Source organism: Lentzea sp. NEAU-D7 (assembly GCF_026242055.1).
Taxonomy (GTDB): domain Bacteria; phylum Actinomycetota; class Actinomycetes; order Mycobacteriales; family Pseudonocardiaceae; genus Lentzea.
On sequence record NZ_JAPJDL010000001.1, the window covers coordinates 711,782 to 733,555 of the forward strand.

At 70.6% G+C, this 21,774-nt stretch carries 18 protein-coding genes; 11 read left to right on the plus strand and 7 right to left on the minus strand.

All coding sequences use genetic code 11. The features are described 5' to 3' along the window. Window positions 1–44 precede the first annotated feature (44 nt). The 5 genes from ORI60_RS02865 (at window position 45) to ORI60_RS02885 (ending at window position 5,436) form a co-directional block, all read left to right on the plus strand. On the plus strand, window positions 45–3,308 hold the full coding sequence (locus tag ORI60_RS02865; RefSeq protein ID WP_266033678.1) for a CARDB domain-containing protein: 3,264 nt from the start codon (window positions 45–47) through the stop codon (window positions 3,306–3,308). A 52-nt stretch (window positions 3,309–3,360) separates the two neighbouring features. Then, on the plus strand, window positions 3,361–4,212 hold the full coding sequence (locus ORI60_RS02870) for a universal stress protein (RefSeq protein WP_266033680.1): 852 nt from the start codon (window positions 3,361–3,363) through the stop codon (window positions 4,210–4,212). Between the two features lie 6 nt (window positions 4,213–4,218). Further along, window positions 4,219–4,638: a hypothetical protein gene (locus ORI60_RS02875; protein WP_266033682.1), complete on the plus strand. Its 420-nt coding sequence runs from the start codon at window positions 4,219–4,221 to the stop codon at window positions 4,636–4,638. A 52-nt stretch (window positions 4,639–4,690) separates the two neighbouring features. After that, window positions 4,691–5,173, plus strand: a complete 483-nt coding sequence (locus tag ORI60_RS02880) for a hypothetical protein (RefSeq protein WP_266033685.1) — start codon at window positions 4,691–4,693, stop codon at window positions 5,171–5,173. 71 nt (window positions 5,174–5,244) lie between these two features. After that, complete coding sequence (locus tag ORI60_RS02885) at window positions 5,245–5,436, plus strand: hypothetical protein (protein WP_266033688.1); 192 nt, start codon at window positions 5,245–5,247, stop codon at window positions 5,434–5,436. A 48-nt stretch (window positions 5,437–5,484) separates the two neighbouring features. Here ORI60_RS02885 and ORI60_RS02890 read toward each other — a convergent pair whose 3' ends face one another. From ORI60_RS02890 to ORI60_RS02900, 3 genes are all read right to left on the minus strand, one after another. Next, window positions 5,485–6,420, minus strand: a complete 936-nt coding sequence (locus tag ORI60_RS02890) for an alpha/beta hydrolase (protein WP_266033690.1) — start codon at window positions 6,418–6,420, stop codon at window positions 5,485–5,487. Between the two features lie 142 nt (window positions 6,421–6,562). Further along, window positions 6,563–8,563: a neutral/alkaline ceramidase gene (locus ORI60_RS02895; RefSeq protein WP_266033693.1), complete on the minus strand. Its 2,001-nt coding sequence runs from the start codon at window positions 8,561–8,563 to the stop codon at window positions 6,563–6,565. A gap of 25 nt (window positions 8,564–8,588) precedes the next feature. Then, the gene (locus ORI60_RS02900) at window positions 8,589–9,449 is read right to left on the minus strand and encodes an EamA family transporter (protein ID WP_266033696.1); all 861 of its coding nucleotides are present in this window, start codon (window positions 9,447–9,449) and stop codon (window positions 8,589–8,591) included. Window positions 9,450–9,517: 68 nt separating this feature from the next. Between ORI60_RS02900 and ORI60_RS02905 the strand changes: the two genes are divergently transcribed. Together ORI60_RS02905 and ORI60_RS02910 are read left to right on the plus strand one after the other, a co-directional pair. Beyond that, window positions 9,518–10,366 carry a LysR family transcriptional regulator gene (locus ORI60_RS02905; protein ID WP_266033699.1) on the plus strand — a complete coding sequence of 283 codons (849 nt, stop codon included), beginning with the start codon at window positions 9,518–9,520 and terminating at the stop codon, window positions 10,364–10,366. A gap of 89 nt (window positions 10,367–10,455) precedes the next feature. Further along, window positions 10,456–12,060: a long-chain fatty acid--CoA ligase gene (locus ORI60_RS02910; RefSeq protein WP_266033702.1), complete on the plus strand. Its 1,605-nt coding sequence runs from the start codon at window positions 10,456–10,458 to the stop codon at window positions 12,058–12,060. Here the strand turns inward: ORI60_RS02910 and ORI60_RS02915 are convergent. Next, complete coding sequence (locus tag ORI60_RS02915) at window positions 12,057–13,733, minus strand: helix-turn-helix domain-containing protein (protein ID WP_266033705.1); 1,677 nt, start codon at window positions 13,731–13,733, stop codon at window positions 12,057–12,059. The genes ORI60_RS02910 and ORI60_RS02915 overlap by 4 nt on opposite strands. A gap of 144 nt (window positions 13,734–13,877) precedes the next feature. Here ORI60_RS02915 and ORI60_RS02920 point away from each other — a divergent pair, with 144 nt between their 5' ends. Beyond that, window positions 13,878–15,242: an MFS transporter gene (locus ORI60_RS02920; RefSeq protein WP_266033708.1), complete on the plus strand. Its 1,365-nt coding sequence runs from the start codon at window positions 13,878–13,880 to the stop codon at window positions 15,240–15,242. Between the two features lie 13 nt (window positions 15,243–15,255). Then, on the plus strand, window positions 15,256–16,878 hold the full coding sequence (locus tag ORI60_RS02925; protein WP_266033711.1) for a tannase/feruloyl esterase family alpha/beta hydrolase: 1,623 nt from the start codon (window positions 15,256–15,258) through the stop codon (window positions 16,876–16,878). Here the strand turns inward: ORI60_RS02925 and ORI60_RS02930 are convergent. Beyond that, entirely contained in the window at window positions 16,875–17,762 is an 888-nt protein-coding gene (locus ORI60_RS02930) for a LysR family transcriptional regulator (protein ID WP_266033714.1), read from the minus strand. The two genes, ORI60_RS02925 and ORI60_RS02930, sit on opposite strands and share 4 nt — an antisense overlap. An 82-nt stretch (window positions 17,763–17,844) precedes the next feature. Here ORI60_RS02930 and ORI60_RS02935 point away from each other — a divergent pair, with 82 nt between their 5' ends. Next, window positions 17,845–19,062, plus strand: a complete 1,218-nt coding sequence (locus ORI60_RS02935) for an MFS transporter (RefSeq protein WP_266033717.1) — start codon at window positions 17,845–17,847, stop codon at window positions 19,060–19,062. On the opposite strand, the gene ORI60_RS02940 is transcribed toward ORI60_RS02935, so the two are convergent. Then, entirely contained in the window at window positions 19,043–19,699 is a 657-nt protein-coding gene (locus ORI60_RS02940; protein WP_266033720.1) for a hypothetical protein, read from the minus strand. The genes ORI60_RS02935 and ORI60_RS02940 overlap by 20 nt on opposite strands. A gap of 54 nt (window positions 19,700–19,753) precedes the next feature. Here ORI60_RS02940 and ORI60_RS02945 point away from each other — a divergent pair, with 54 nt between their 5' ends. Next, the gene (locus tag ORI60_RS02945) at window positions 19,754–20,236 is read left to right on the plus strand and encodes a hypothetical protein (protein WP_266033722.1); all 483 of its coding nucleotides are present in this window, start codon (window positions 19,754–19,756) and stop codon (window positions 20,234–20,236) included. Between the two features lie 43 nt (window positions 20,237–20,279). Here ORI60_RS02945 and argG read toward each other — a convergent pair whose 3' ends face one another. Further along, window positions 20,280–21,725, minus strand: coding sequence for an argininosuccinate synthase (argG, locus tag ORI60_RS02950; RefSeq protein ID WP_266033724.1), 1,446 nt, complete (start codon window positions 21,723–21,725; stop codon window positions 20,280–20,282). Window positions 21,726–21,774 lie beyond the last annotated feature (49 nt).

The window sequence follows — 21,774 nt, forward strand, 5'->3', positions numbered from 1 at the left end:
GTGCGGTGAGCGCTGCCCTTGTCAGCGCCCTCGCACTGTTCGGATTGACACCCACGGCAGGAGCAGCGGTCGTCAGGCTGTCCGCGAACCTGACCGCGTCCAGCTCCAACGGCCCGTACGGCGCCGGCAACGCCGGTGACGGCAACCAGGGCAGCTACTGGGAGAGCGCGAACGGCGCGTTCCCCCAGTGGATCCAGGCCGACCTGGGCGCCGCGAAGAGCGTCAGCAAGGTCGTGCTGCGCCTGCCCTCGAACTGGGAGCAGCGCACGCAAACGCTTGCCGTGCAAGGAAGTGCCACCGGATCGCAGTTCAGCGACCTCGTCGGTTCCGGCGGGAGGGTCTTCTCCCCCGGCTCGGGCAACACGGTGACGCTGGACTTCCCCGCCACCAGCACCCGGTACGTGCGCGTCACGATCACCGGGAACACCGGCTGGGCCGCCGCCCAGCTCAGCGAGTTCGAGGTGCACGGCGAGTCAGGACCGGTCGACCCGCCACCTCCCGGGGACAACCTCGCGGCGGGCAAGCCGGTCGAGGAGTCGGGGCACGTGCACACCTACGTGCCGGGCAACGCGGTCGACGGCAACACCGGCACCTACTGGGAGTCCAACGGCCTTCCCGGTCACCTGACCGCGAAGCTGGGCTCGAACGCGGACGTCACCTCGGTCGTCGTCAAGCTCAACCCCGACGGCGCGTGGGGCGCCCGCACGCAGAACTTCGAGGTGCTCGGCCGTGAGGCGAGCGCCACGGCGTTCGGCACCCTGAAGGCTCGCGCCGACTACCGGTTCGACCCGGCCACCGGCAACACCGTCACGATCCCGGTGAACGGCAGGGCCTCGGACGTGCGGCTGCACTTCTACTCGAACACCGGTGCGCCCGGCGGCCAGGTCGCCGAGTTCCAGGTGTTCGGCGCCTCCGCACCGGCGCCCGACCTGACCGTCACGAACCTGACGTGGGCTCCGGCGAACCCGAGCGAGGCCGACGCGATCAGGCTCACCGCGACCGTGCGCAACGGCGGCACCGTGGCGTCCGGCGCGACGACGCTGAACGTCACGCTCGGCGGCACCGCCGCGGGCACCGCACAGGTGGGCGGTCTCGCCGCCGGGGCCACGGCCAGCGTCACCGTCGACGCCGGCCGGCGGGGTGCCGGTTCCTACGCCGCCGCGGCCGTGGTGGACCCGGCCGGCCAGGTCGCGGAGACCAACGAGGGCAACAACACCTTCACCTCCGGCTCTCCCCTGGTCGTCGGCCAGGCACCGGGACCGGACCTGCAGATCACCGGCGTCACCCCGAACCCGTCGTCCCCGGCGGCGGGCCAGCAGGTGACGTTCGCGGTGCAGGTCACCAACCGCGGCACCTCGGCAGCGGGCGCTTCGGTGACCCGCGTGGCCGTCGGCGGCAGCACGCTCAACGCCAACACCGGTGCGATCAACGCGGGTCAGACCGTCACGGTCACCGTCGGCTCCTGGACCGCCACCAACGGCGGCGCCACGGCCACCGCGACCGCGGACGCGACCGGCCAGGTCGCGGAGACCAACGAGACCAACAACACCGCGACCCAGTCCATTGTGGTCGGACGCGGCGCTTCCGTGCCGTTCACGAGCTACGAGGCGGAAGCGGGCCGTTACCAGGGCACGCTGCTGCAGGCCGATGCGGAGCGCACGTTCGGGCACACCAACTTCGGGTCCGAGTCCTCGGGCCGCAAATCGGTGCGGCTCGACGCGCAGGGCCAGTTCGTCGAGGTCACCTCGACGGTCAGCACCAACTCGATCGTCGTGCGCAACTCGATCCCGGACGCCGCCGCCGGCGGTGGCCAGGAGGCGACGATCAGCCTCTACGCGAACGACCAGTTCGTGCAGAAGCTGACCCTGTCCTCGCGCCACAGCTGGCTCTACGGCACGACCGACGACCCGGAAGGCCTCACGAACCGTCCGGGCGGCGACGCCCGCAGGCTGTTCGACGAGACCTCGCAGCTGCTCGCGAGCAGCTACCCGGCCGGCACCCGGTTCAAGCTCCAGCGCGACGCCGGTGACAGCGCGCAGTTCTACGTCATCGACCTGATCGACCTGGAGCAGGTCGCGCCGGCCGCGCAGAAGCCCGCGGACTGCGTCTCGATCACGCAGTACGGTGCCACGCCGAACGACCAGACCGACGACGCCGACGCGATCCAGCGCGCGGTCACGGCCGACCAGACCGGCCAGATCCCGTGCGTCTGGATCCCGGAGGGCAAGTTCCGCCAGGAGAAGAAGATCCTGACGCAGTCCGGCAGCGGCGGCCACAACCAGGTCGGCATCCGCAACGCCACGATCCGCGGCGCGGGCATGTGGCACTCGCAGCTGTTCAGCCTGATCCAGCCGCAGGACGCGGGCACGATCAACCACCCGCACGAGGGCAACTTCGGGTTCGACATCGACGACAACACGCAGATCTCCGACATCGCGATCTTCGGTTCCGGCCGGATCCGCGGCGGTGACGGCAACGCGGAGGGCGGTGTCGGCCTCAACGGCCGGTTCGGCAAGAACACCAGGATCACCAACGTGTGGATCGAGCACGCCAACGTCGGTGTCTGGGTGGGCCGCGACTACAGCAACCTGCCCGAGCTCTGGAACCCCGGTGACGGCCTGCAGTTCAGCGGGATGCGCATCCGCGACACGTACGCCGACGGCATCAACTTCACCAACGGCACGCGCAACTCCACGGTGTTCAACTCGTCGTTCCGCACCACGGGTGACGACGCACTGGCGGTGTGGGCGTCGAAGTACGTGAAGGACCAGAACGTGGACGTCGGCAGCGGCAACGCGTTCCTCAACAACACGATCGCCTTGCCGTGGCGTGCCAACGGGATCGCGATCTACGGCGGGTCGAACAACCGCGCGGAGAACAACATCATCTCCGACACCGCCAACTACCCGGGCATCATGCTGGCGACCGACCACGACCCGCTGCCGTTCGGCGGGACGACGACGCTCGCCAACAACGCCCTGCACCGCACGGGCGGCGCGTTCTGGGGTGAGGCGCAGGAGTTCGGCGCCATCACGCTGTTCTCGCAGAACCTGCCGATCCCCGGCGTCGTCATCCGCGACACCGAGATCCTCGACTCCACCTACGACGGGATCCAGTTCAAGGGCGGCGGCAGCGGAATGCCGGACGTGCAGATCACCAACGTCCGCATCGACAAGTCGAACAACGGCTCCGGCATCCTCGCGATGGCCCAGGCCCGCGGCTCGGCGCGGCTGACGAACGTCACGATCACCAACTCGAGGGACGGCGACATCACCATCGAGCCGGGTTCGCAGTTCGTCATCAACTAGATCACATTTGAAACCACCTCCGATCGGGTATGCCCCGGTCGGAGGTGGTGTCATGTCCACGGTCGTAGTGGGTTTCGACGGTTCCGACCTGGCCCGGCGCGCGGCGCACTACGGTGCCGAGGAGGCTTCCCGCCGTGGCGCGACCCTGCAGGTCGTGCACGCCGTGCGCGCTCCCCTCCCCGAGCCCGTCTTCACGCCGATGTCCATCCCGGTGCCCGAGTTCGTCACCGAGGAGACGATGTCCAGGGCAGCCGAGGACCACCTCGCCGAGCTCGCCGCCGAGATCGGGCAGAGCTGGCCCGACCTCGAAGTGGCCACGCACGTGCGCATCGGCCGCCCGGTCGACGTCCTCGCCGCCGAACCCGGCGACCTGCTCGTGCTCGGCTCCTCCGGCCGCACCGGCATCGCGGAGATGTTCCTGGGCTCCACCGCCGTCGAGCTCGTGTCGACCGCCGGGCGCCCCGTGATCGTGACCCGCTCCGGCCCCCGCGACGGCCGCGTGGTCGTCGGTGTCGACGGCTCCGAGACCTCCACCGACGCGATCGCGTTCGCCTTCGAGCACGCTTCCCGCCACGGCCGCGACCTGCTCGCCATCTACGCGTGGAACGACGTCGGCTGGGCCGAGCTGCCCGAGCAGGACTTCGACCACGTCCGCGTCGACCTGGCGAAGGTGCTGGAGGAACACCTGGCACCGCACGCCGCGCGGTGGCCCGATGTGCACGTGGCACAAGAGGTCGCGTTCGACGCGCCCGCCCGTGCGTTGCTCCAGGCGGCCGACGGCGCTGCGCTGATCGCGGTCGGCAGCCATGGCCGCGGTGCGATGAGGCGTGCAATTCTGGGTTCGGTCAGCCACGCTGTGCTCCACCACGCGCCGTGCCCGGTCGCCGTGGTTCATCGGAGGTGACGTGACATGCGCCGGTTAGCGGCCGCGCTGCTGTGCCTGGTGCTGGCGTCGTGCGGCCAAGTGCCGCCGCCACAGGTGCCCGCGTCGAGCACTCCCACCACCGACACGTCCGCGCCGAGCGTCCCGGCGCCGCTGCCGCCCTCGTCGGCTCCGCTGTCGGCCGCGACCACGCCGCCTCCGCTGCCCACGCCGTCGCGGGCGCTGGAGCCGGGCGTGACGACGCTGCGGGGCACGATCTCCGGCGGCGTCGAGTCGGGCTGCACGATCCTGACGACCACCGGCGAGCAGTACCTGCTGCTCGGCGCCGACCCCGCCATCGCGGTGGCAGGTGCCCAGGTGGAGGTGACCGGGCGGGCCGATCCCGGTGCCATGACCACGTGCCAGCAGGGCACGCCGTTCCACGTCGCCAGCACCCGGCGCGCCTGACTCCACCCGTTCGGGCCACGCTGCGCTGTGCCGTTCGGCGCATGATGGGCTGGTGGACAGCGGAGAGCCGGACAGACGGCTTGAACTGGTGTTCTCGGAGTCCCTGCGGGCGCTGAGCTACCAGCAGGCCGCGCTCGACAACCTCCGCTCGCGCGTCACGCTGCTGACAGCGGGCGCGGCTCTCGTCAGCTCCTCGTTCGTCGGCACGGCGCTGCAGGCGTCCCGCTGGGGCGCGGCCACGGTCGTCGCGATCGCCGCGATGACCGGCGTTCTCGTCCTCGCGCTGGTGATCTGCGCGCCGGTCTGGCGGTGGACGTTCCTGTCCAGCGCGTCACGGCTGCTGGGCGCGGTCGACCTCGGGCACGACCTCGACTCGATGCGACGGCATCTCGCGGCCGACTTCGAACAGTGGCTCGACGCCAACGAGAAGAAGCTCCGCAAGCTGCAGTGGTGCTTCGTGGCCGGCCTCGTCCTCCTGCTCGTCGAGGTGTCGGCGTGGTGTGTGCAGCTCGCCCAGTCGAAGGGGTGGCCGTGATGGCCGAGAAACCCGATGAAGCAAGCGGTTCCGCCGAGACCGTCCCGGCCTGGCCGGTGGTGGGCCGAAGCATGATCAATTACGACGGCCCGGTGGCCCGGCCCCAGGCGGCCGGCCAGCCCTCTGCGTGCAGCGCACCCCAGCAGGACGTACGGGCCGGCGCGCGGTGGCCTCGGGTCGCGCTCGTGCTGACCGGGCTGGTGCTGCTCGTCGCGGCAACGGCGGCACTGGTGGTGCTCGTGGTCCTGCCGTGGTTCTCCTGACGCCGTTCGGCCCCGCTCCACCGGGGGAACGGGGCCGGGAAACGGCGCCTACTTCTGCAGGGCCTCGCGCAGGAACGCGACGGCCTGGTTGATCGCGGCCTCGGCGGCGTGCGTGCCGCGCAACGCGTTGAGCATCACGAAGTCGTGGATCGCACCCGCGTACCGGACGGCGGTGACGGGCACGCCGGCCTCGCGCAGCTTGTCGGCGTAGGCCTCGCCCTCGTCGCGGAGCACGTCGGCCTCCGCGGTGATCACGAGCGCCTGGGGCAGACCGGCGAGCTGGTCCTTGGTGGCGCGCAACGGGGACGCGGTGATCTCGGCGCGCTCGACCGGGTTCGTCGTGTACTGGTCCCAGAACCACTGCATGCCGTCGCGGCGCAGGAAGTAGCCCTCGGCGAACTGCAGGTACGAGTCGGTGTCGAAGGACGCGTCGGTCACCGGGTAGAAGAGCACCTGGGCCTTCAGCGCGATGTCGCCGCGTTCCTTGGCCTGCAACGTCAGCGCGGCGGCCATGTTGCCGCCGACCGAGTCACCGGCGACCGCGACGCGCGAGGCGTCGAGGCCGTACGAGGCGCCGTCGCTCTGGATCCACCGCGCGGTGGCGTAGTTCTGGTTGATCGCGACCGGGTAGCGGGCCTCGGGAGACAGCGAGTAGTCGGGGAAGACGACGGCGGCGCCGGCACCGACGGCGAGCTCGCGGACCAGGCGGTCGTGGGTGTGGGCGTTGCCGAAGACCCAGCCCGCGCCGTGGATGTAGAGGATGACCGGGAGGTCACCGGTGGCCCCCGCCGGCTTGACCACGCGGACCTTGAAGCCGTCCAGCTCGACCCACTGCTCGTCGACCTCGGGCTTGTCCACCGGGCCCGACTGCACCTCGTCGACGGCCTTGCGGCCCTCCTCGGGGGCGATCTCGAACAGGAACGGCGGCGTGGCGGTGGCGGCGGCGAACTCGGCGGCGGCGGGTTCGAGAACGGGGCGCTTCATGGCTTCCTCCTGGCGTTCCGGGGTGATGCCATAAAACTAGTGCGCGATTAAATCGTGCACAACGTAATCACCGCCTCAGGGACTCCGGGAATAACGACGGCCCCGCCCGAACCGGGACAGGGGCCGTCGCGGACGTGCTGTCCTACCCGACGGTGAAGCCCGCCGTGGCGCCGGTGAAGCCGGTGATCTTGCCGGTCCACCCGCTCTTCTCGTCACCGTGGTGCACGATCCGGTAGGTGCCGGCGGGGGTGTCCGCCGGGATCTGCCAGGTGATCGTGGCGTTGGAGAAGGCGATGCCGACCCGTTCCCACTTGTAGCGCGTCGACCAGTCGCCGTCGTCGGCGACGCGCGTCCACTGGCCGTTCACCTGCCGCTGCACCTCCAGGAAGGTGTGGTTGCGGTGCAGGTTGTTCTTCGGGTGACCGGTGACGAACACGGACGTGACGGTCTCGCCGCGGCCGTAGGACGCCTTGGGCGCGATCAGGACGTCGCCGTACCTCTTGTCCGCGGGCTTGTCGTCGAGCACGACACCGGTCTGCAGGTTGAGGTCGGTGAACGGCGGCTTGCCGGGGTTCGGGCCGGCGGGCAGCGTGGTCCCCGCCCTCATCGACGCGGCGAGCTTGGCGAACTCCTGCTGGTAGGCCGGGGTCGTGTTGCGGCCGAACAGGGTGGAGCCGCCCTCGTACTGCTGCGAGTCGTACTCCTCCGGCGTGGTGACGTACTGGCTGTAGTCGTTGGCGTAGCCCTGGATCAGCACGTTCCGCAGCGGCACACCGGCCTCGGCGGCCACCGCCTTGCGGATGCGCAGGCCCGCGGTGATCGTGACCTCACCGGGCACCGCGACCAGGTGCAGCTGTCCGATGCGGACGATCTGCAGCGGCACGATGTTCGGCGTGGCACCGATCAGGCCCGTCGGCACCAGGGAGGCCTTGGGGAACTGGCAGTCCCGCAGCCACTGCGGGACCTCCATCTGCAACGGCTCGAAGAGCTTCTTCCACGGCGACTGCATGCCCTCGGAGAAGCCGGGGATCGCCGGGCCGTCCTCGATGCTGCCCGCGATGGTGGACGCGCCGACGACTCCCGAGCAGGTGGTGCCGGGCTGGCCGGTGGAGGTGTAGCGGCCCTCGACCTGCACGGCCGACATGTCCACGAACCGCATGCGCGAGTCGACGCCGCCCGAGACCGCGGACTGCGGGCCGCGGTAGATCTCCTGCGCCTTGCGGTTCTGGCGCTCGCCGATGATCCGGGCGTTCTCCCACTCGTTCTCGGTGGGGCCGGAACCGGGCTTCAGGTTGAGGTTCGGCGACATGTCGCCCGCGTTGGTGTTCGGGAACGCCGCCACGAAGCCCGCGGTGTCGTCCAGGTACCGCACGCCTTCGTCGTCGTGCTCCCACTGGTATGCCGCGTAGCCCTTGTTGTCCGGGCTGATCAGCGTGTTGGCGTTGGTGATCGACGTGTTGTGCGTGGCGAACCAGCTGATCGCGCCGACGTTCTCGGTGCCCTGCTTGAACTTCAGCACGGTCATCTGCGGGTCGATGCCGGCAGGGAAGGCGCCCTTGTCGGGGTTGCGGTCGAACGCGACGCGCGAGCGGTTGACCGACGCGTTCGTGAGCTCGCCGATGCCGAGACTGATCGAGCCGGGCTTCACGTCCTCGTGCGCCTCGACGACCGACTCGGTGATGCCGTCGACCACGGCGGCCAGCGCCTGCGGCTGCATGCCGAGGATCGAGAGGTTGTAGGCGAGGTTGTGCGACTGCCCGCCGGGGCCGCTGTGCGTGTGCGTGGCGGACAGCAGCAGGTTGTCGCGCGTGTAGGTACTGCCGTACTTCGCCTGCAGCTTGGTGAGCACGCCCTCCTGGACCGCGCGGAAGATCATCGCGAGGTCGGCGTTGACGTACGCGACGCGCTTGGACGTGGCGCGGTCGACCACGACGTAGGCCCGCGACCGCAGCCGCTGGTGGATGCCCGTCGTCTTCTGGTCGAACTTCGAGTAGCCCATCATGCCGTTCTCGGCGGCCGGGCCGGTGACGTCGGAGATGCCCCTGCCCACCAGGTACGGCTCGGGTTCAGCCCAGGCGAACGGGCCGCTGACCAGCGCCGCACCGACGAGTGCGGCGACCACCGTCAAGACTTTCGTCCGCATGAGCACCCCGCTAAGTGAATTGGATTCACATTTCAGGCTTGACGGTAGGTGATCCAGACCACTTGCTGCAAGTCACCGCGAGTGCGTTGGCGGTGACCACGAGCAAGATTCCGGCCCAGTGGTGGAGTTCGAGCGCCTCCCCCAGCACCACGAGACCCGCCAGCGCCGCGAGCACCGGGTGCACGCTCATCGCCAGCCCGAACAGGCGCGCGGGCACCTTCCGCAACGCGATCACGTCGACGGCGTAGGGCACGACGCTGCAGAACACGCCCGCGCCGACCGCGTACAGGATCGACATCCCGGTCAGCTTCCCGTGCAGCACCAGCAGCACCGCGACCGGAACGTAGAGCGTCGCCGACATGGCGGTCGCGACGGCGGGCGCCTGCAGACCGGGCAGCCGGGCGCCGACCAGGCGGTTGAGCAGGATGTACGCGGCCCAGCAGCCCGCGGCGAGCAGGCCGAGCCCGACCCCGAGGTAGTCGCTGCTGGGGCCCGGCAGCACCAGCACGTACACGCCGACGGCGGCGATCAGCACGAACAGGAAGTCCTGGCGCGTTCGCGAACCGGCCAGCGCGACACCGAGCGGCCCGAGCACCTCCAGCGTGACGGCGAGACCGAGGCCGATGCGGTCGATCGCCATGTAGAGGCTGAGGTTCATCGTGGCGAAGACGAGACCGAGCGCGATCGTCGGCCACCACTGCGCCCAGGTGAACCTCCGCAGGTTCGGCCGGGCCATCGGCAGCAGCACCGCGGCGGCCACGAACTGGCGCACCGCCACGACACCGGCCGGGCCGATGGCCGCGAACGCGTGAGCGCCCACGGCGGCGCCGATCTGGTTGCTCGCCGCGCTCGCGGTCATCGTGGCGAATCCACCGAGGCTCTTCATGCGTCCAGCCTGCGGTCCCGGCTTTGATGCGGGAAATGCATCAGCCGTGTCGCCTATACGCTGGACGTATGGATCTGCGGCACCTGCGGGCGTTCGTGGCGGTGGTCGACGCCGGCACGTTCACCGACGCGGCAAGGGAACTCGACCTCACCCAGGCGTCGGTGTCGAGATCGGTCGCCGCACTGGAGTCCGCGCTCGGCGTGCGGCTGCTGCAACGCTCCACCCGCCACGTCGCGCTCACCGCCGTGGGTACTCAGGTGCTCGACGGTGCCCGGCGCGTGCTGGACGAGGTCGCCCACCTGCACCGGATCGCCTCGCAGTCGCTGACCGAGCTGCGCATCGGCTACGCGTGGGCGGCGCTGGGCAAGCACACCCGGCGCGTGCAGAAGGCCTGGGCCGCAACGCGTCCGGGGTTGCCGCTGGTGTTCGTGCAGTCGAACTCGCTGACCGCCGGGCTCGCCGAGGGCATGGCCGACGTCGCGGTCGTGCGCAGGGCACTCGACGACGCGCGGTTCGAGACGGCGCTGCTGGGCACCGAGCGGCGCTACGGCGTGGTCGCGACGGACAACCCGTTGGCGCGCAGGCGTTCGCTGAAACTCGCCGACCTCGCCCGCTACTCGCTGGCGGTGGACGACCGGACGGGGACGACGACACTCGACCTGTGGCAGCCCGGCAAGGCCCCCGCCGTCGTGCGCAACACCCACAGCGTCGACGAGTGGCTGACGCTGATCGCCGCCGGGCAGGCCGTCGGCATGACGTCGGAGGCCACCGCGAGCCTGAACCCCCGCCCCGGCGTGGCCTACCGGGCCGTGGTGGACGCGCCGCCGATCGCCGTGTGGCTGGCGTGGTGGAAGGACCAGCCACCCCGGCACCTGACCGACCTGATCACGCTGGCGTGCGACGCCTATCGCGCATGAGCGGTGTGGGAAGTCGCTGCCACAACAGGAAGAGGAGTGGAAGGTTCTCCCCTGCTGCCCGCCAGGGAGCTCACTTAGGGTGATTTTCCATGGACGGGCTGATGCAACCCCGGCCGCTCACCCTCGCGCACGTTCTGGAGCGGGCCGAGCGGCTCTACTCGCACAAGCAGGTCGTGACGGCCGGGGTCGAGCGGGTCACGTACGCCGACGTGGCCCGGCAGACCCGGCGCCTCGCCACCGCGCTCGACTCGCTCGGCGTGCCGGCCGGTGCCCGCGTCGCCACGTTCGCGACCAACACACGGCGCCACCTCGAGCTGTACCTGGCGGTGCCGATCACCAAGCGGGTGCTGCACTCCATCAACATCCGGCTGTCGGCGGAGCACCTCGAGTACATCGTCAACCACGCCGAGGACGACGTCGTGTTCGTCGACCGCGCACTGCTGCCGCGGATCTGGCCCAGCGCCGGACGAATGCCGGCGGTCCGGCACTGGGTGGTGCTGCCCGACGACAGCGACGTGCCGATCCCGGCCGATCCGCGCGTCCTGCACTACGACGACCTGGTCGCGGCCGCCGATCCGTTCACCGGCTCCTTCGAGGACTCGTTCGCGCTCGCGGACGAGCACCTCGCCTCCGGGCTCTGCTACACCTCCGGGACGACCGGACCGCCCAAGGGCGTGCTCTACAGCCACCGGTCGACGATCCTGCACTGCCTGGGCACGCTCGCGGCCGGGTTCATCGGTCTGGGCGAGAGCGATGTCGTCATGCCGATCGTGCCCATGTTCCACGCCAACGCCTGGGGCCTCCCGTACGGCGCGATGATGACGGGCGCCTCGCTGGTCCTGCCCGGCCCGTCCTCGGAGCCGGCCCACCTGCTGCGGCTGATGGAGACCGAGCGGGTCACCGTCGCGGGCGCCGTCCCGACGGTGTGGACGAGCCTGGTTCCCCGGCTGCGGTCGCACGACCTGAGCGCCACCCGGTTCCTGCTCGGCGGTGGCTCGGTGATCGCCCCGGCGCTGTCCGAGATCTACCGGGCCGCGATCGGCGTCCCCATCACCCACTCCTGGGGCATGACGGAGATCAGTCCTGTCGGGACGATCGGCGGCACCCGCAGCCAGCACCGCGACGCGCCCGCGGACGAGCAGAAGGCGGTGCGGGCGTCCCAGGGCCAGCCGCTGCCGCTGGTGAACCTGCGGATCGCCGACGTCGAGACGGGCGAGGAACTGCCGCGCGACGGCAAGGCCATCGGTGAGCTGCAGGTGGCGGGACCGTGGGTCGCGGGCGGCTACTTCCAGGTGGAGTCTCCCGAGAGCTTCACCCGCGACGGCTGGCTGCGCACCGGCGACCTCGCCACGATCGACGGCGACGGCTACGTGCGGCTCGTGGACCGGATGAAGGACCTGATCAAGTCCGGCGGCGAGTGGATCTCGTCGGTCGAGCTGGAGAGCGCGCTCACCTCGCACCCCGACGTCGTCGAGGTCGCCGTGATCGCCCGCCCCGACCCGAGGTGGGGCGAACGCCCCGTCGCCTACGTCGTCCTGCGCGACGGCAGCGCCACCACGGGCGACGAACTGCTGCGGCACATCACGCCCTCGGTCGCCAAGTGGTGGCTGCCCGACGAGGTCGTCTTCCGGACGGCCTTACCGAAGACCGGCACCGGCAAGCTCTCGAAGAGCGCCCTGCGCGACTCGGCCTAGAGCTCGCGCAACCGGTACAGCCGCAGCCCCAGCTGCAACTCGAGGTCGTTCTCGGTGCGCCAGTCGGCACCGAGGACCTCGCTGACGCGGTCCAGGCGCTTGAGCAATGTGTTGACGTGCACGTGCAACGCGCGCGCGGTCGCCGCGACGTTCGCACGGTGGTCGTAGTAGGCGCTGAGCGTTCCGACGAGGTCGGTGCCGCGCCGCGCGTCGTAATCGGCCAGCGGCCCCACCGAGGTGGCGAGGAAGCGGTCGAGCTCGCGGGCGCGGTCGGCGTCGAAGACCATCGCGAACAGGGCGTACCGGCCCGTCGTGACGCCCCTGTCGGTGTGCCCGATCGCCCGCATGACCGCGGCGCAGCGGCTCGCGAGGGAGAACGCGCGGGACCAGTCGTGGCCCGCCGCCCTCTCCCCCACGACGGCGACGGCACCGCCGAGCGAGCGCCGGAGCCGCCGGTGGACCTCCTCGGCGGTCCGGTCGTCGTCCGTGCTGGGCACGATCATCGTGGCCCTGCCGAGGTGTTCGCCTGCCAGTCCCGCGCGGTCCCTCGCGATGTCGTGCAGATGGCGCAGGAGGTCGGCCGAGGACGACGACGCCGAGTCCGCGACGAGGACCAGGTTCAGCCGGTCGGCGTCGATGCCGCGGGCACGGGTGCGGGCGCGCTGGGCCGGGCTGATGCCGGGACCGCCGACCAGCAGCTCCGTCAGCAGCTCCCCGCTCAGCCGCTCGCTGGCCTCGGCTACGGCCCGTTCCTTGAGGATCAGCAGCCCCAGGATGTGCGTGGCACGTTCGAGCGTGCGCAGGTCCATGCCCTCCGAGACGCCCGGACCGGCCGGCCTGCTCCACGCCAGCGCGCCGAGCCGGCTGTCGCCCGCCTGGATCGGGGCCACGCTGCGGGCGACCCCGTCCTCGACCGAGGTCGTGACGCGGCCGGACCGGTGGCCGGGCGCGTCGAGCACCGTGACGGTGCCGCCCAGCTGTTCGGCCAGGAGCTGGGCGACGTCGTCGGGTGTCCCGCCCTCCAGCACCACCCCGGTCAGGGCCTCGTGGATCGCCTGCGCCCGCTCCACGACGGCCACGTGCTCCTCGATCCTGCGGTACGCGACCCGGAGGTCCTGCAACGCGGTCCGGCTTTCCTCGTAGAGCCGGGCGTTGTCGAGCGCCACCGCCGCGTGGTCGGCGAACGCGCTCAGCAGCGCGATCTCACCCGCGTGGAACGACCGCTCGGAGCGGTACGCGGCGAACAGCGCGCCCACCACCTCGTCCCGGATCACCAGTGGCACACCGAGGAGGGCGACCAGGTCCTCGGTGCCGACGAGGCGGTCGAACCCGGCGTCGTGGTCGATGAGGGTCGAGGCGGCGTAGTTGCGCACCCACTGCGGGCGCCGGGTGGCCAGCACCTTGCCACCGAGCCCGACACCGGCCGGGATCGTGGCGCTGAGGAACGCCGCGGAGATCGTCCCCTCGGCCGCACGGGCCGACAGCCTGCCGTCCGCGACCAGCGAGAGGTAGGTGAAGTCCGTGCCCATCAGGTCGTGGGCGTGGCGGACGATCGACTGCAGCACGTCGTCGAGCTCGCCGAGGGCGGTGAGCGACTTGGCCGTCGCGTACAACGACGCCAGTTCGCGCTGGCGGCGCACGAGCTCGTGCGACTCACTCGGGTCGATGCTCACGACGTCATTCTCACCCAGCCCCCGGTGGCGGAAAGCCCCACCGAACCCAGGCAGGTGGTGTGTGATCCAGACCTCAGCGCCGAGGGGTCTCCGCCCTAGCATTGGCCGTCATCACCTGCCGGTTCATCGACGAAGGCGGCATGTATGGCAACCCCTCTGGCCCAGCCCGAAGAACAGTCCGCGACCCGGCGCCGCGGCTTCCGCAAGCTGCTTACCGTCGGGCTGGTCGGGAGCTCGATCGAGTGGTACGACTTCTTCCTCTACGGCACCGCGGCCGCCCTGGTGTTCCCCAAGGTGTTCTTCCCGCAGTCCTCGGCCCTGACCGGCACCCTGCTCGCGTTCAGCACGTTCTGGGCGGGCTTCGTGGCTCGCCCGGTCGGCGGCGTGCTCGCCGGGCACTTCGGTGACAAGTACGGGCGCAAGCCGGTCGTGGTCACGTGCCTCGCGCTCATGGGCGGCGCGACGTTCCTGATCGGCTGCCTGCCCAGCGCGTCGTCGGTCGGCGCGCTGGCCCCGATCCTGCTGGTGACGCTGCGGTTCCTGCAAGGGCTCGCGGCGGGCGGCCAGTGGGGCGGCATCATGTTGCTGCTGACCGAGTCCGCGAGCCCGAAGCGGCGCGGGTTCGCCGGCACCTTCGGCCAGACCAGCGTCTTCGTCGCCGTGATCATCTCGAACCTGATCTTCGTGGCCGCCAGCGGGCTGATGCCGAACGACGCGTTCCTCAGCTGGGGCTGGCGGATCCCGTTCCTGGTCAGCATCGTGATGTTCGCCGTGGTCCTCTACATCCAGTCCAAAGTGGAGGACACGCCGGAGTTCCGCGAGCTGCAGAAGGAGGTGGCACGGCCTGAGCGCGCGGTCGTCAGGGCCCCGCTCGCGCAGGTCGTCCGGACCAGGTGGGCAACGATCCTGCTCGCCTGCGGCATCCTCTCCGCCACCAACAGCCTCTTCTACGTCAGCATCGCCGGACTGCTGAACTACGGCACCACGTCGTTGAAGCTCGACCGCAACGGGCTGCTCGCCGTCGTGCTGCTGAGCTCCGTGGCGATGCTCGCCGTCCTGCCCTGGGCCGGTCACGTGTCCGACAAGATCGGGCGACGGCCGCTGATCCTCACAGGTGGCCTGGGTGTCGCGTTGTGGGGCTTCCCGTACTTCGCGCTCGTCAACACCGCGTCGCTACCGCTGATCTTCGTGGCCGTGGTGGTGGGCTTCACCTTCCAGTGCCTCACGTACGGCCCGATCGCGAGCTTCCTGGGCGAGCTGTTCGCGCCCAACGTCCGCTACTCCGGCGCGTCGCTGTCCTACCAGCTCTCCGCGATCATCATCAGCGGCGGCACGCCGTTCCTGATGACGGCGCTCATCGCCGAGACCGGCAGCACGGTTCCCGTCGCCGCCTACATCACGCTCATGGGGCTGATCACCTTCGTCAGCGCGTGGTTCCTGCCGGAGACGAACCCGGCCGAGGTCCGCGCGGACCCGCAGGCCGTTCCCGGCACACACCTCTACCGCTGACAGGAGATCCGCTGTGAAGACGTCCGTCGTGCTGGCCACCGCGGTCCTGCTGCTCGGTTCCGATCCCGCTCTCGCGACGACTCCGCCCAGGAGCGTCCCGGCGTGCGCGGGGCTCGGTCAGCTGGAGATCCCGGCATCCGCGCTCAGCCTGCCCACCACCGGAGGCCGCGTCACGGCGGCCACCACGACGAGCGCTGTCGTGAGTGGACAGACGATCGAGTACTGCCAGGCCGACGCCGAGATCCGCCCGGTCGACCCCGCGGCGCCCGTCATCAAGATGCGGATCGCGTTGCCGCACGGCTGGAACCGCAAGGCGATGATGTTCGGCGGCGGCGGGTACAACGGCACGATCCCCGCCCTCACGGGGAACGTGCCGTTCGCCGCCGCGGACGCGCCCGCTCCCCTGGCCCGGCGCTACGCGACGTTCGCCAGCGACTCCGGCCATCAACAGGGTCCGGTGGCGGTGCCCTCGCTGGACGGCTCGTTCGGCGTCAACGACGAGGCGGTGCGGAACTTCGCCGCGGGTGACGCGCTGAAGAAGACGCACGACGCGAGCCTGTTCCTGATCCGGCGCGCCTACGGGCTCAGCCCGGCCGAGACGTACTTCGCCGGAGGCTCGACGGGCGGGCGTGAGGCTCTCATCGTCGCGCAACGGTGGCCGCGGGCGTTCGACGGCGTGATCTCCGGCTATCCCGCCTGGAACAACCTCGCCGAGGTCCTGTACCTGGGACACCTGACGCGGGTGCTCGCCCGGCCCGGCGCGTTCCCCGGTCCGGCGAAGCAGACCCTGTTGTACGACAACGTGATCAACGCGTGCGACGGCTTGGACGGGGTGAGGGACGGAGTCGTCTCGAACCTCTCCGGCTGCCACTTCGACCCCCGTGTCCTGCGCTGCCCCGACGGCGTGGACACGGGCCAGACCTGCCTGTCCGACGCCCAGATCGGCGCGGTGACCGCGATGTCGACGCCGCTGAGGTGGCCGTACCGGGTCGCGAGCGGGGAGACCGGCTACCCCGGCTTCCCGTTCCTCTCGGGCGCGGACATGCGGACCCCGTTCCTCGGGTTCGGCACGACCGCGCCGGCCAACCCGATGCCGGTGACGAGCGGCTACGGGATGCAGTACTGGGACCAGTGGGTCAAGTACTTCCTGACCCGCGACCCCGGCTTCGACCCGCTCGGCCTCGATCCCCTGCGGCCGGGGAAGTGGCTCGACCGGATCAGCCACCTGTCGACCGTCCAGGACCGCAACAACGCCGACCTGGGCCCGTTCGCGCGCTCCGGCGGCAAGCTGCTCCTGCTCCACGGCGCCGCGGACGAACTGGTCTCCCACCGCTCGACCAACGACTACCACGACCGCGTGCGCGACCTCCTCGGACCCGCCACGACCCGGGAATTCCTGCGCTACTACCTCGTGCCCGGCGCCAACCACGCGAACTTCGGCACGCCGTCGTTCGCCGCCGGGTGGGACTCGCTCTCCGCGCTCGAACGCTGGGTCGGGAGTGGACGGTCGCCGAAGAACCCGGTCGTGGCCGACCTCGCCCACGACCGCACCCGTCCGCTGTGCGAGTACCCGGGCTGGCCCCGCTACCGCGCGGGCGATCCGGACAGCGCGGCGAGCTTCACCTGCACCCGTTAGCGGTCGAGGAACTCGTGCACCACCGCGATCAGCGCCCTGGCCGCCGCGGCCGGGGCGCGGTCCGCCGGCCTCGCGAGCCCGATGGGCCAGCGCAGGTCGGCGCCGGTCACCCTGAGCGTGGTGACGCCCTTCGCGTCGCCGAGGATGTAGCTCGGCAGCAGCGCGACGCCCAGACCGTTGCGCACGTAGTCGACGCCGGTGAAGATGTCGGACATCTCCAGGGTCACGCGCCGGGGCACGGCGCAGGCGGCGAACGCCCGGTCCGCCACCGCGCGGTTGCCGTAGCCCAGCGGTGAGTCGATGAAGTCCATGCCGGCGAGGTCCGCGACGGACACCTCGGTCCTGGCGGCGAGCGGGTGGTCGTCCGGCACCACCAGGTCCATGACCGAGTGGGCCAGCTCGTCGAGGACGATGCCGTCCGGCACCTCCCCCGGCAACGACACGAAGGCGAGGTCGAGCCTGCGGTCCAGCAACTGCTCGACCAGACCCGCCGACCCCGCCGTCGCCGCGCTCGTGCGCACCAGCACCCCGGGGTGGCGGCGGTGGAACTCGCCGAGGAGACCGGGCAGGTCGATCAGGGTCATCGCGGTCAGCGTGCCGATCCGCACGGTGCCCTTCAGCCCGCCCTCGACCTGGGCCACCGCGTCCTTCGCCTCGGCGGCGGCGTCCAGGACCGCCCGGGCCTTCGGCAGCAGCGCCTCTCCCGCGTCGGTGAGCAGGACGCGCTGGGAGTTGCGGTCGAGCAGCGCGGCGCCGAGCTCGCGTTCGAGGGTCTTGATCGCGGCCGAGACCGCGGACTGCACGACGTGCACGCGCGCGGCGGCACGGGTGAAGCTGCTCTCTTCGGCCACAGCGACGAAGTATTCGAGCTGGCGGAGGTCCACACCAGCGAGTATCTCAGAAAGTGATGATCCTCAGCTTCAACTTTCGTTGGACGAGATGCTTGCTGGACCGCAAGGTGGTGGCATGTCGTTGCTCCTCGATTCACCGGTCGCCGAACGCCCCGCCGTCAGCAGGCACCACGGGCGCGGTTTCTGGGCTGTCGCCGGTACGTTCCTCGTCGCGATGGCGTACTCGACCGTCCCCGCCCCGCTGTTCCCGCTCTACGTCGCCCGAGAGGGCTTCTCGACGTTCGCGATCACCGTCGTGTTCGCCGCCTTCGCCGTCGGAGTGGTGATCAGCCTCGTCCTGGCGGGCCACGTCTCGGACTGGGCAGGCCGCAAGACGGTCCTCATCCCGGCGCTGGGCCTGGAGATCGTGTCCGCGCTGCTCTTCCTGACCAGCACGTCGCTGCCGGTCCTGGTCGTCGCCCGCGTGGTCAACGGCCTGGGCGTCGGCCTGATCGCCGCGACCGCCACCGCCTACCTGCACGACCTGCACACCCGGCACCGCCCCGGCGCCTCCCCGCGCAGGTTCGAGATCGTGTCGACCGCCGCGAACATCGGCGGCCTCGGTGCCGGCGCACTGGTCGCGGGCGTGCTCGCGCAGTACGCGCCCGCGCCGCTGACGACCCCGTACGTCGTGCTGGCCGTGCTGCTCGCGGTGAGCATCGCCGCGGTCGCCCTCACCCCGGAAACCGTGGTGCGCAAGCAGGTTCCGTACCGTCCACAACGGATCAGCGCCGATCACGGCGACCGCACGGCCTACCTCGAAGCGGCACTGGGGGCGTTCGCCGCGTTCGCGGTGTTCGGCGTGTTCACGTCCGTCTCGCCGGGCTTCGTGGCGGGCGAGCTGCACCACCCGTCGCGCCTGCTGGCCGGGCTCGTGGTGTTCCTCGTGTTCGGTGGCGCGGCGCTCGCGCAGACGGTGACCGGCGGGCTCACTGCGGCCGCGAAGCGCACGCTCGGCCTCAGCGGGCAGGCGCTCGGCATGCTGCTGGTCGTCGCCGGGATGCACGCGACGAGCTTCCCGTTGTTCCTCGCCGGTGGCGCGATCGCGGGCGTGGGCGCCGGCGTGCAGTTCAAGGCGTCGATCGGCGCGGTCTCGTCGATGGCGGCACCGCAGAATCGCGGCGAAGCGCTGGCGACGCTGTTCTTCATCGCCTACTTGGGACTGAGCGTGCCGTCGCTGTCGATCGGGCTGGCGACGCGGTTCCTCGCCCCGACGGCGGTGATGACGTGGTTCGCCGGGGTCCTGCTGGTGCTGCTGGCGGGCGTGGCGGCGCTCAGTCGACGAGCACGGTGATCGGGTGCCTGACGTCCCCGGTGCACGTGAGGACGTTCAGGTTGCCCTCGCGGCCGAACTCCCACTCCACGTCGTCACCGGATGGTTCGTGCGTCGCGAGCGACAGCGTCTGGCGTTGTGCCGCACCGCAGTGCGGGCACTCGAACTCGAGAGGACCGCTCTGCCACCACGGCGTCCAGCCGCCGATCTTCGTGCCGCCGGAGACCTTCGACTCGTGCTCGGTGAAGCGGATGGGTTCGAGCACGTTGACCGTGGGGACGTAGCTCTCCTCCTGCACCGACGGCTCGGGCTCCTCCTCCACCAGCTCGACCACCGTCGTGGAGTCGCGCCACACCAGCCGCACGTCCGGGCCGTGGGCGTGCGGGAGGTCGTGGTGCAGCGTGCAGAGGAACACCTGGAGCACGTCGGTGCCGGCCGGGAACGGCAGCTCCGGGAAGTCGCGCCGGTAGAGCTGCACGGCGCCGACGAACGGCTCGGCTCCGCTCGCGGGGTCGTGGGCGGTGCCGTCGCAGGTGGGCCAGGGCTCGTCGATCGGCCACAGCATCGGGCCACCGATGTGGCTGTCGGCGTCCGTCGGGTCGCCTTCGAGCGGGTTCAGCAGCACGGCGGGCCTGGCCCGCTCAGCCTCGGTCGACACAAGCCGGAACACTAGCGGGGTAACGACTGCGAGCCCGCCGCCGACCCCGCAGGCATGAGGTTCTTGATCGCACCTGTGCTCCTCGCCCTGCTCGCCGCGGGCTGCACCCCGGAGGTCACCGGGTCCGGTTCGGCGACCGGCACGCCGGAGACGACCACTCCGGGGACGACCACCCAGGAGACGACGACGCAGGAGACGGCCACGCCGAGCACCACCGCCGCGAAGACGGCTCTCGACGGGGTGCCTCCGGAGCAGTACGAGAGCCTGCCCTCGCAGTACTGCGACAAGCTGTTCCTCGGAGCCCTCAGCAAGCCGATGCTGGCCGTCGTGGTGGAGACCCCGAAGGGCAGGCTCAACTGCGACCAGGCCGGAGCGGTGCTGTTCGACTACTACGCCCAGCGCGTGGAGCCGAAGACGGGCCTGCCGCCGATCAAGATCGGATCGATGTCGTGCAACCAGGTCGCTGAAGGGATCATGCCCCAGGTCGTGTGCGCCGACGAGGAGAACGTCATCTACTCGATGTGGCCGCAGACCTGACGCCGACAGGGGTGGGCGGGCCGACCCCGCCCACCCCGTGCCGTCAGTCCGTGCCGAACTCCATGGCCGCCGCGTCGAGCAGCTCGTCGGCCTCCGAGACCTCACCGCGCGAGGCGATGGCCTCCGCGCCGCCGTCCGGCACGTCGCCGATCAGCTGGGTCGGCTCCGGCTGGGCCGAGATGAGCGCCGACTGGCGGGTGCCGACCATGCCGAGGCCCGCGAAGAGCTCCAGCTTGGCGCGCGAGTCCGCGATGTCGAGGTTGCGCATGGTCAGCTGGCCGATGCGGTCGACCGGGCCGAACGCCGAGTCCTCGGTGCGCTCCATCGACAGCTTGTCCGGGTGGTAGCTGAACGCCGGGCCGGACGTGTCGAGGATCGAGTAGTCGTCGCCCCTGCGCAGCCGCAGCGTGACCTCGCCGGTGACCGCGGCGCCGACCCAGCGCTGCAGCGACTCGCGCAGCATCAGCGACTGCGGGTCGAGCCAGCGGCCCTCGTACAGCAGCCGGCCGAGCTTGCGGCCCTCGTTGTGGTACGCCGCGACGGTGTCCTCGTTGTGGATGGCGTTCACGAGGCGGTCGTAGGCGATGAAGAGCAACGCCATTCCGGGCGCCTCGTAGATGCCGCGGCTCTTGGCCTCGATGATGCGGTTCTCGATCTGGTCGGACATGCCGAGACCGTGGCGGCCGCCGATGGCGTTCGCCTCCAGCACGAGGTCGACGGCGTCGCCGAACTCCTTGCCGTTGATCGTGACCGGACGGCCCTGGTCGAAGCCGATGGTGACGTCCTCGGTCGCGATCTCGACCGACGGGTCCCAGAACTTGACGCCCATGATCGGCTCGACGATCTCGATGCCCTCGTTGAGCAGTTCGAGCGACTTGGCCTCGTGCGTCGCGCCCCAGATGTTCGCGTCGGTCGAGTACGCCTTCTCGACGGACGAGCGGTAGGGCAGGTCACGCTCCAGCAGCCACTCGGACATCTCCTTGCGGCCGCCGAGCTCCGTCACGAACGCGGCGTCGAGCCACGGCTTGTAGATCCGCAGCGACGGGTTCGCGAGCAGGCCGTAGCGGTAGAACCGCTCGATGTCGTTGCCCTTGTAGGTGGAGCCGTCACCCCAGATCTGCACGTCGTCGTCGAGCATGGCGCGCACGAGCATGGTGCCCGTGACGGCCCGCCCGAGCGGCGTCGTGTTGAAGTACGCGCGGCCGCCGGACCGGATGTGGAACGCGCCGCAGGCCAGCGCCGCGAGACCTTCCTCGACGAGCGCGGAACGGCAGTCGACGAGACGCGCGATCTCGGCACCGTACGTGCCCGCGCGACCGGGGACGGTCTCGATCTCGGGCTCGTCGTACTGGCCGATGTCCGCGGTGTACGTGCAGGGCACAGCGCCCTTCTCACGCATCCACGCGACCGCGACGGAGGTGTCGAGACCACCTGAGAAGGCGATGCCGACGCGTTCGCCGGCCGGAAGTGAAGTGAGCACCTTGGACACGTACAGAATTATGCACGACAATGTATGGACATGCACGCGCGGGTGTCTG

Bases quoted from the DNA above. Each gene is read 5' to 3' on its own strand.
- ORI60_RS02870 (WP_266033680.1), top strand. From the start codon at position 3,361: ATGTCCACGGTCGTAGTGGGTTTCGACGGTTCCGACCTGGCCCGGCGC.
- ORI60_RS02875 (WP_266033682.1), top strand. From the start codon at position 4,219: ATGCGCCGGTTAGCGGCCGCGCTGCTGTGCCTGGTGCTGGCGTCGTGC.
- ORI60_RS02885 (WP_266033688.1), top strand. From the start codon at position 5,245: ATGATCAATTACGACGGCCCGGTGGCCCGGCCCCAGGCGGCCGGCCAG.
- ORI60_RS02890 (WP_266033690.1), bottom strand. From the start codon at position 6,420: ATGAAGCGCCCCGTTCTCGAACCCGCCGCCGCCGAGTTCGCCGCCGCC.
- ORI60_RS02895 (WP_266033693.1), bottom strand. From the start codon at position 8,563: ATGCGGACGAAAGTCTTGACGGTGGTCGCCGCACTCGTCGGTGCGGCG.
- ORI60_RS02900 (WP_266033696.1), bottom strand. From the start codon at position 9,449: ATGAAGAGCCTCGGTGGATTCGCCACGATGACCGCGAGCGCGGCGAGC.
- ORI60_RS02905 (WP_266033699.1), top strand. From the start codon at position 9,518: ATGGATCTGCGGCACCTGCGGGCGTTCGTGGCGGTGGTCGACGCCGGC.
- ORI60_RS02910 (WP_266033702.1), top strand. From the start codon at position 10,456: ATGGACGGGCTGATGCAACCCCGGCCGCTCACCCTCGCGCACGTTCTG.
- ORI60_RS02920 (WP_266033708.1), top strand. From the start codon at position 13,878: ATGGCAACCCCTCTGGCCCAGCCCGAAGAACAGTCCGCGACCCGGCGC.
- ORI60_RS02935 (WP_266033717.1), top strand. From the start codon at position 17,845: ATGTCGTTGCTCCTCGATTCACCGGTCGCCGAACGCCCCGCCGTCAGC.
- ORI60_RS02945 (WP_266033722.1), top strand. From the start codon at position 19,754: ATGAGGTTCTTGATCGCACCTGTGCTCCTCGCCCTGCTCGCCGCGGGC.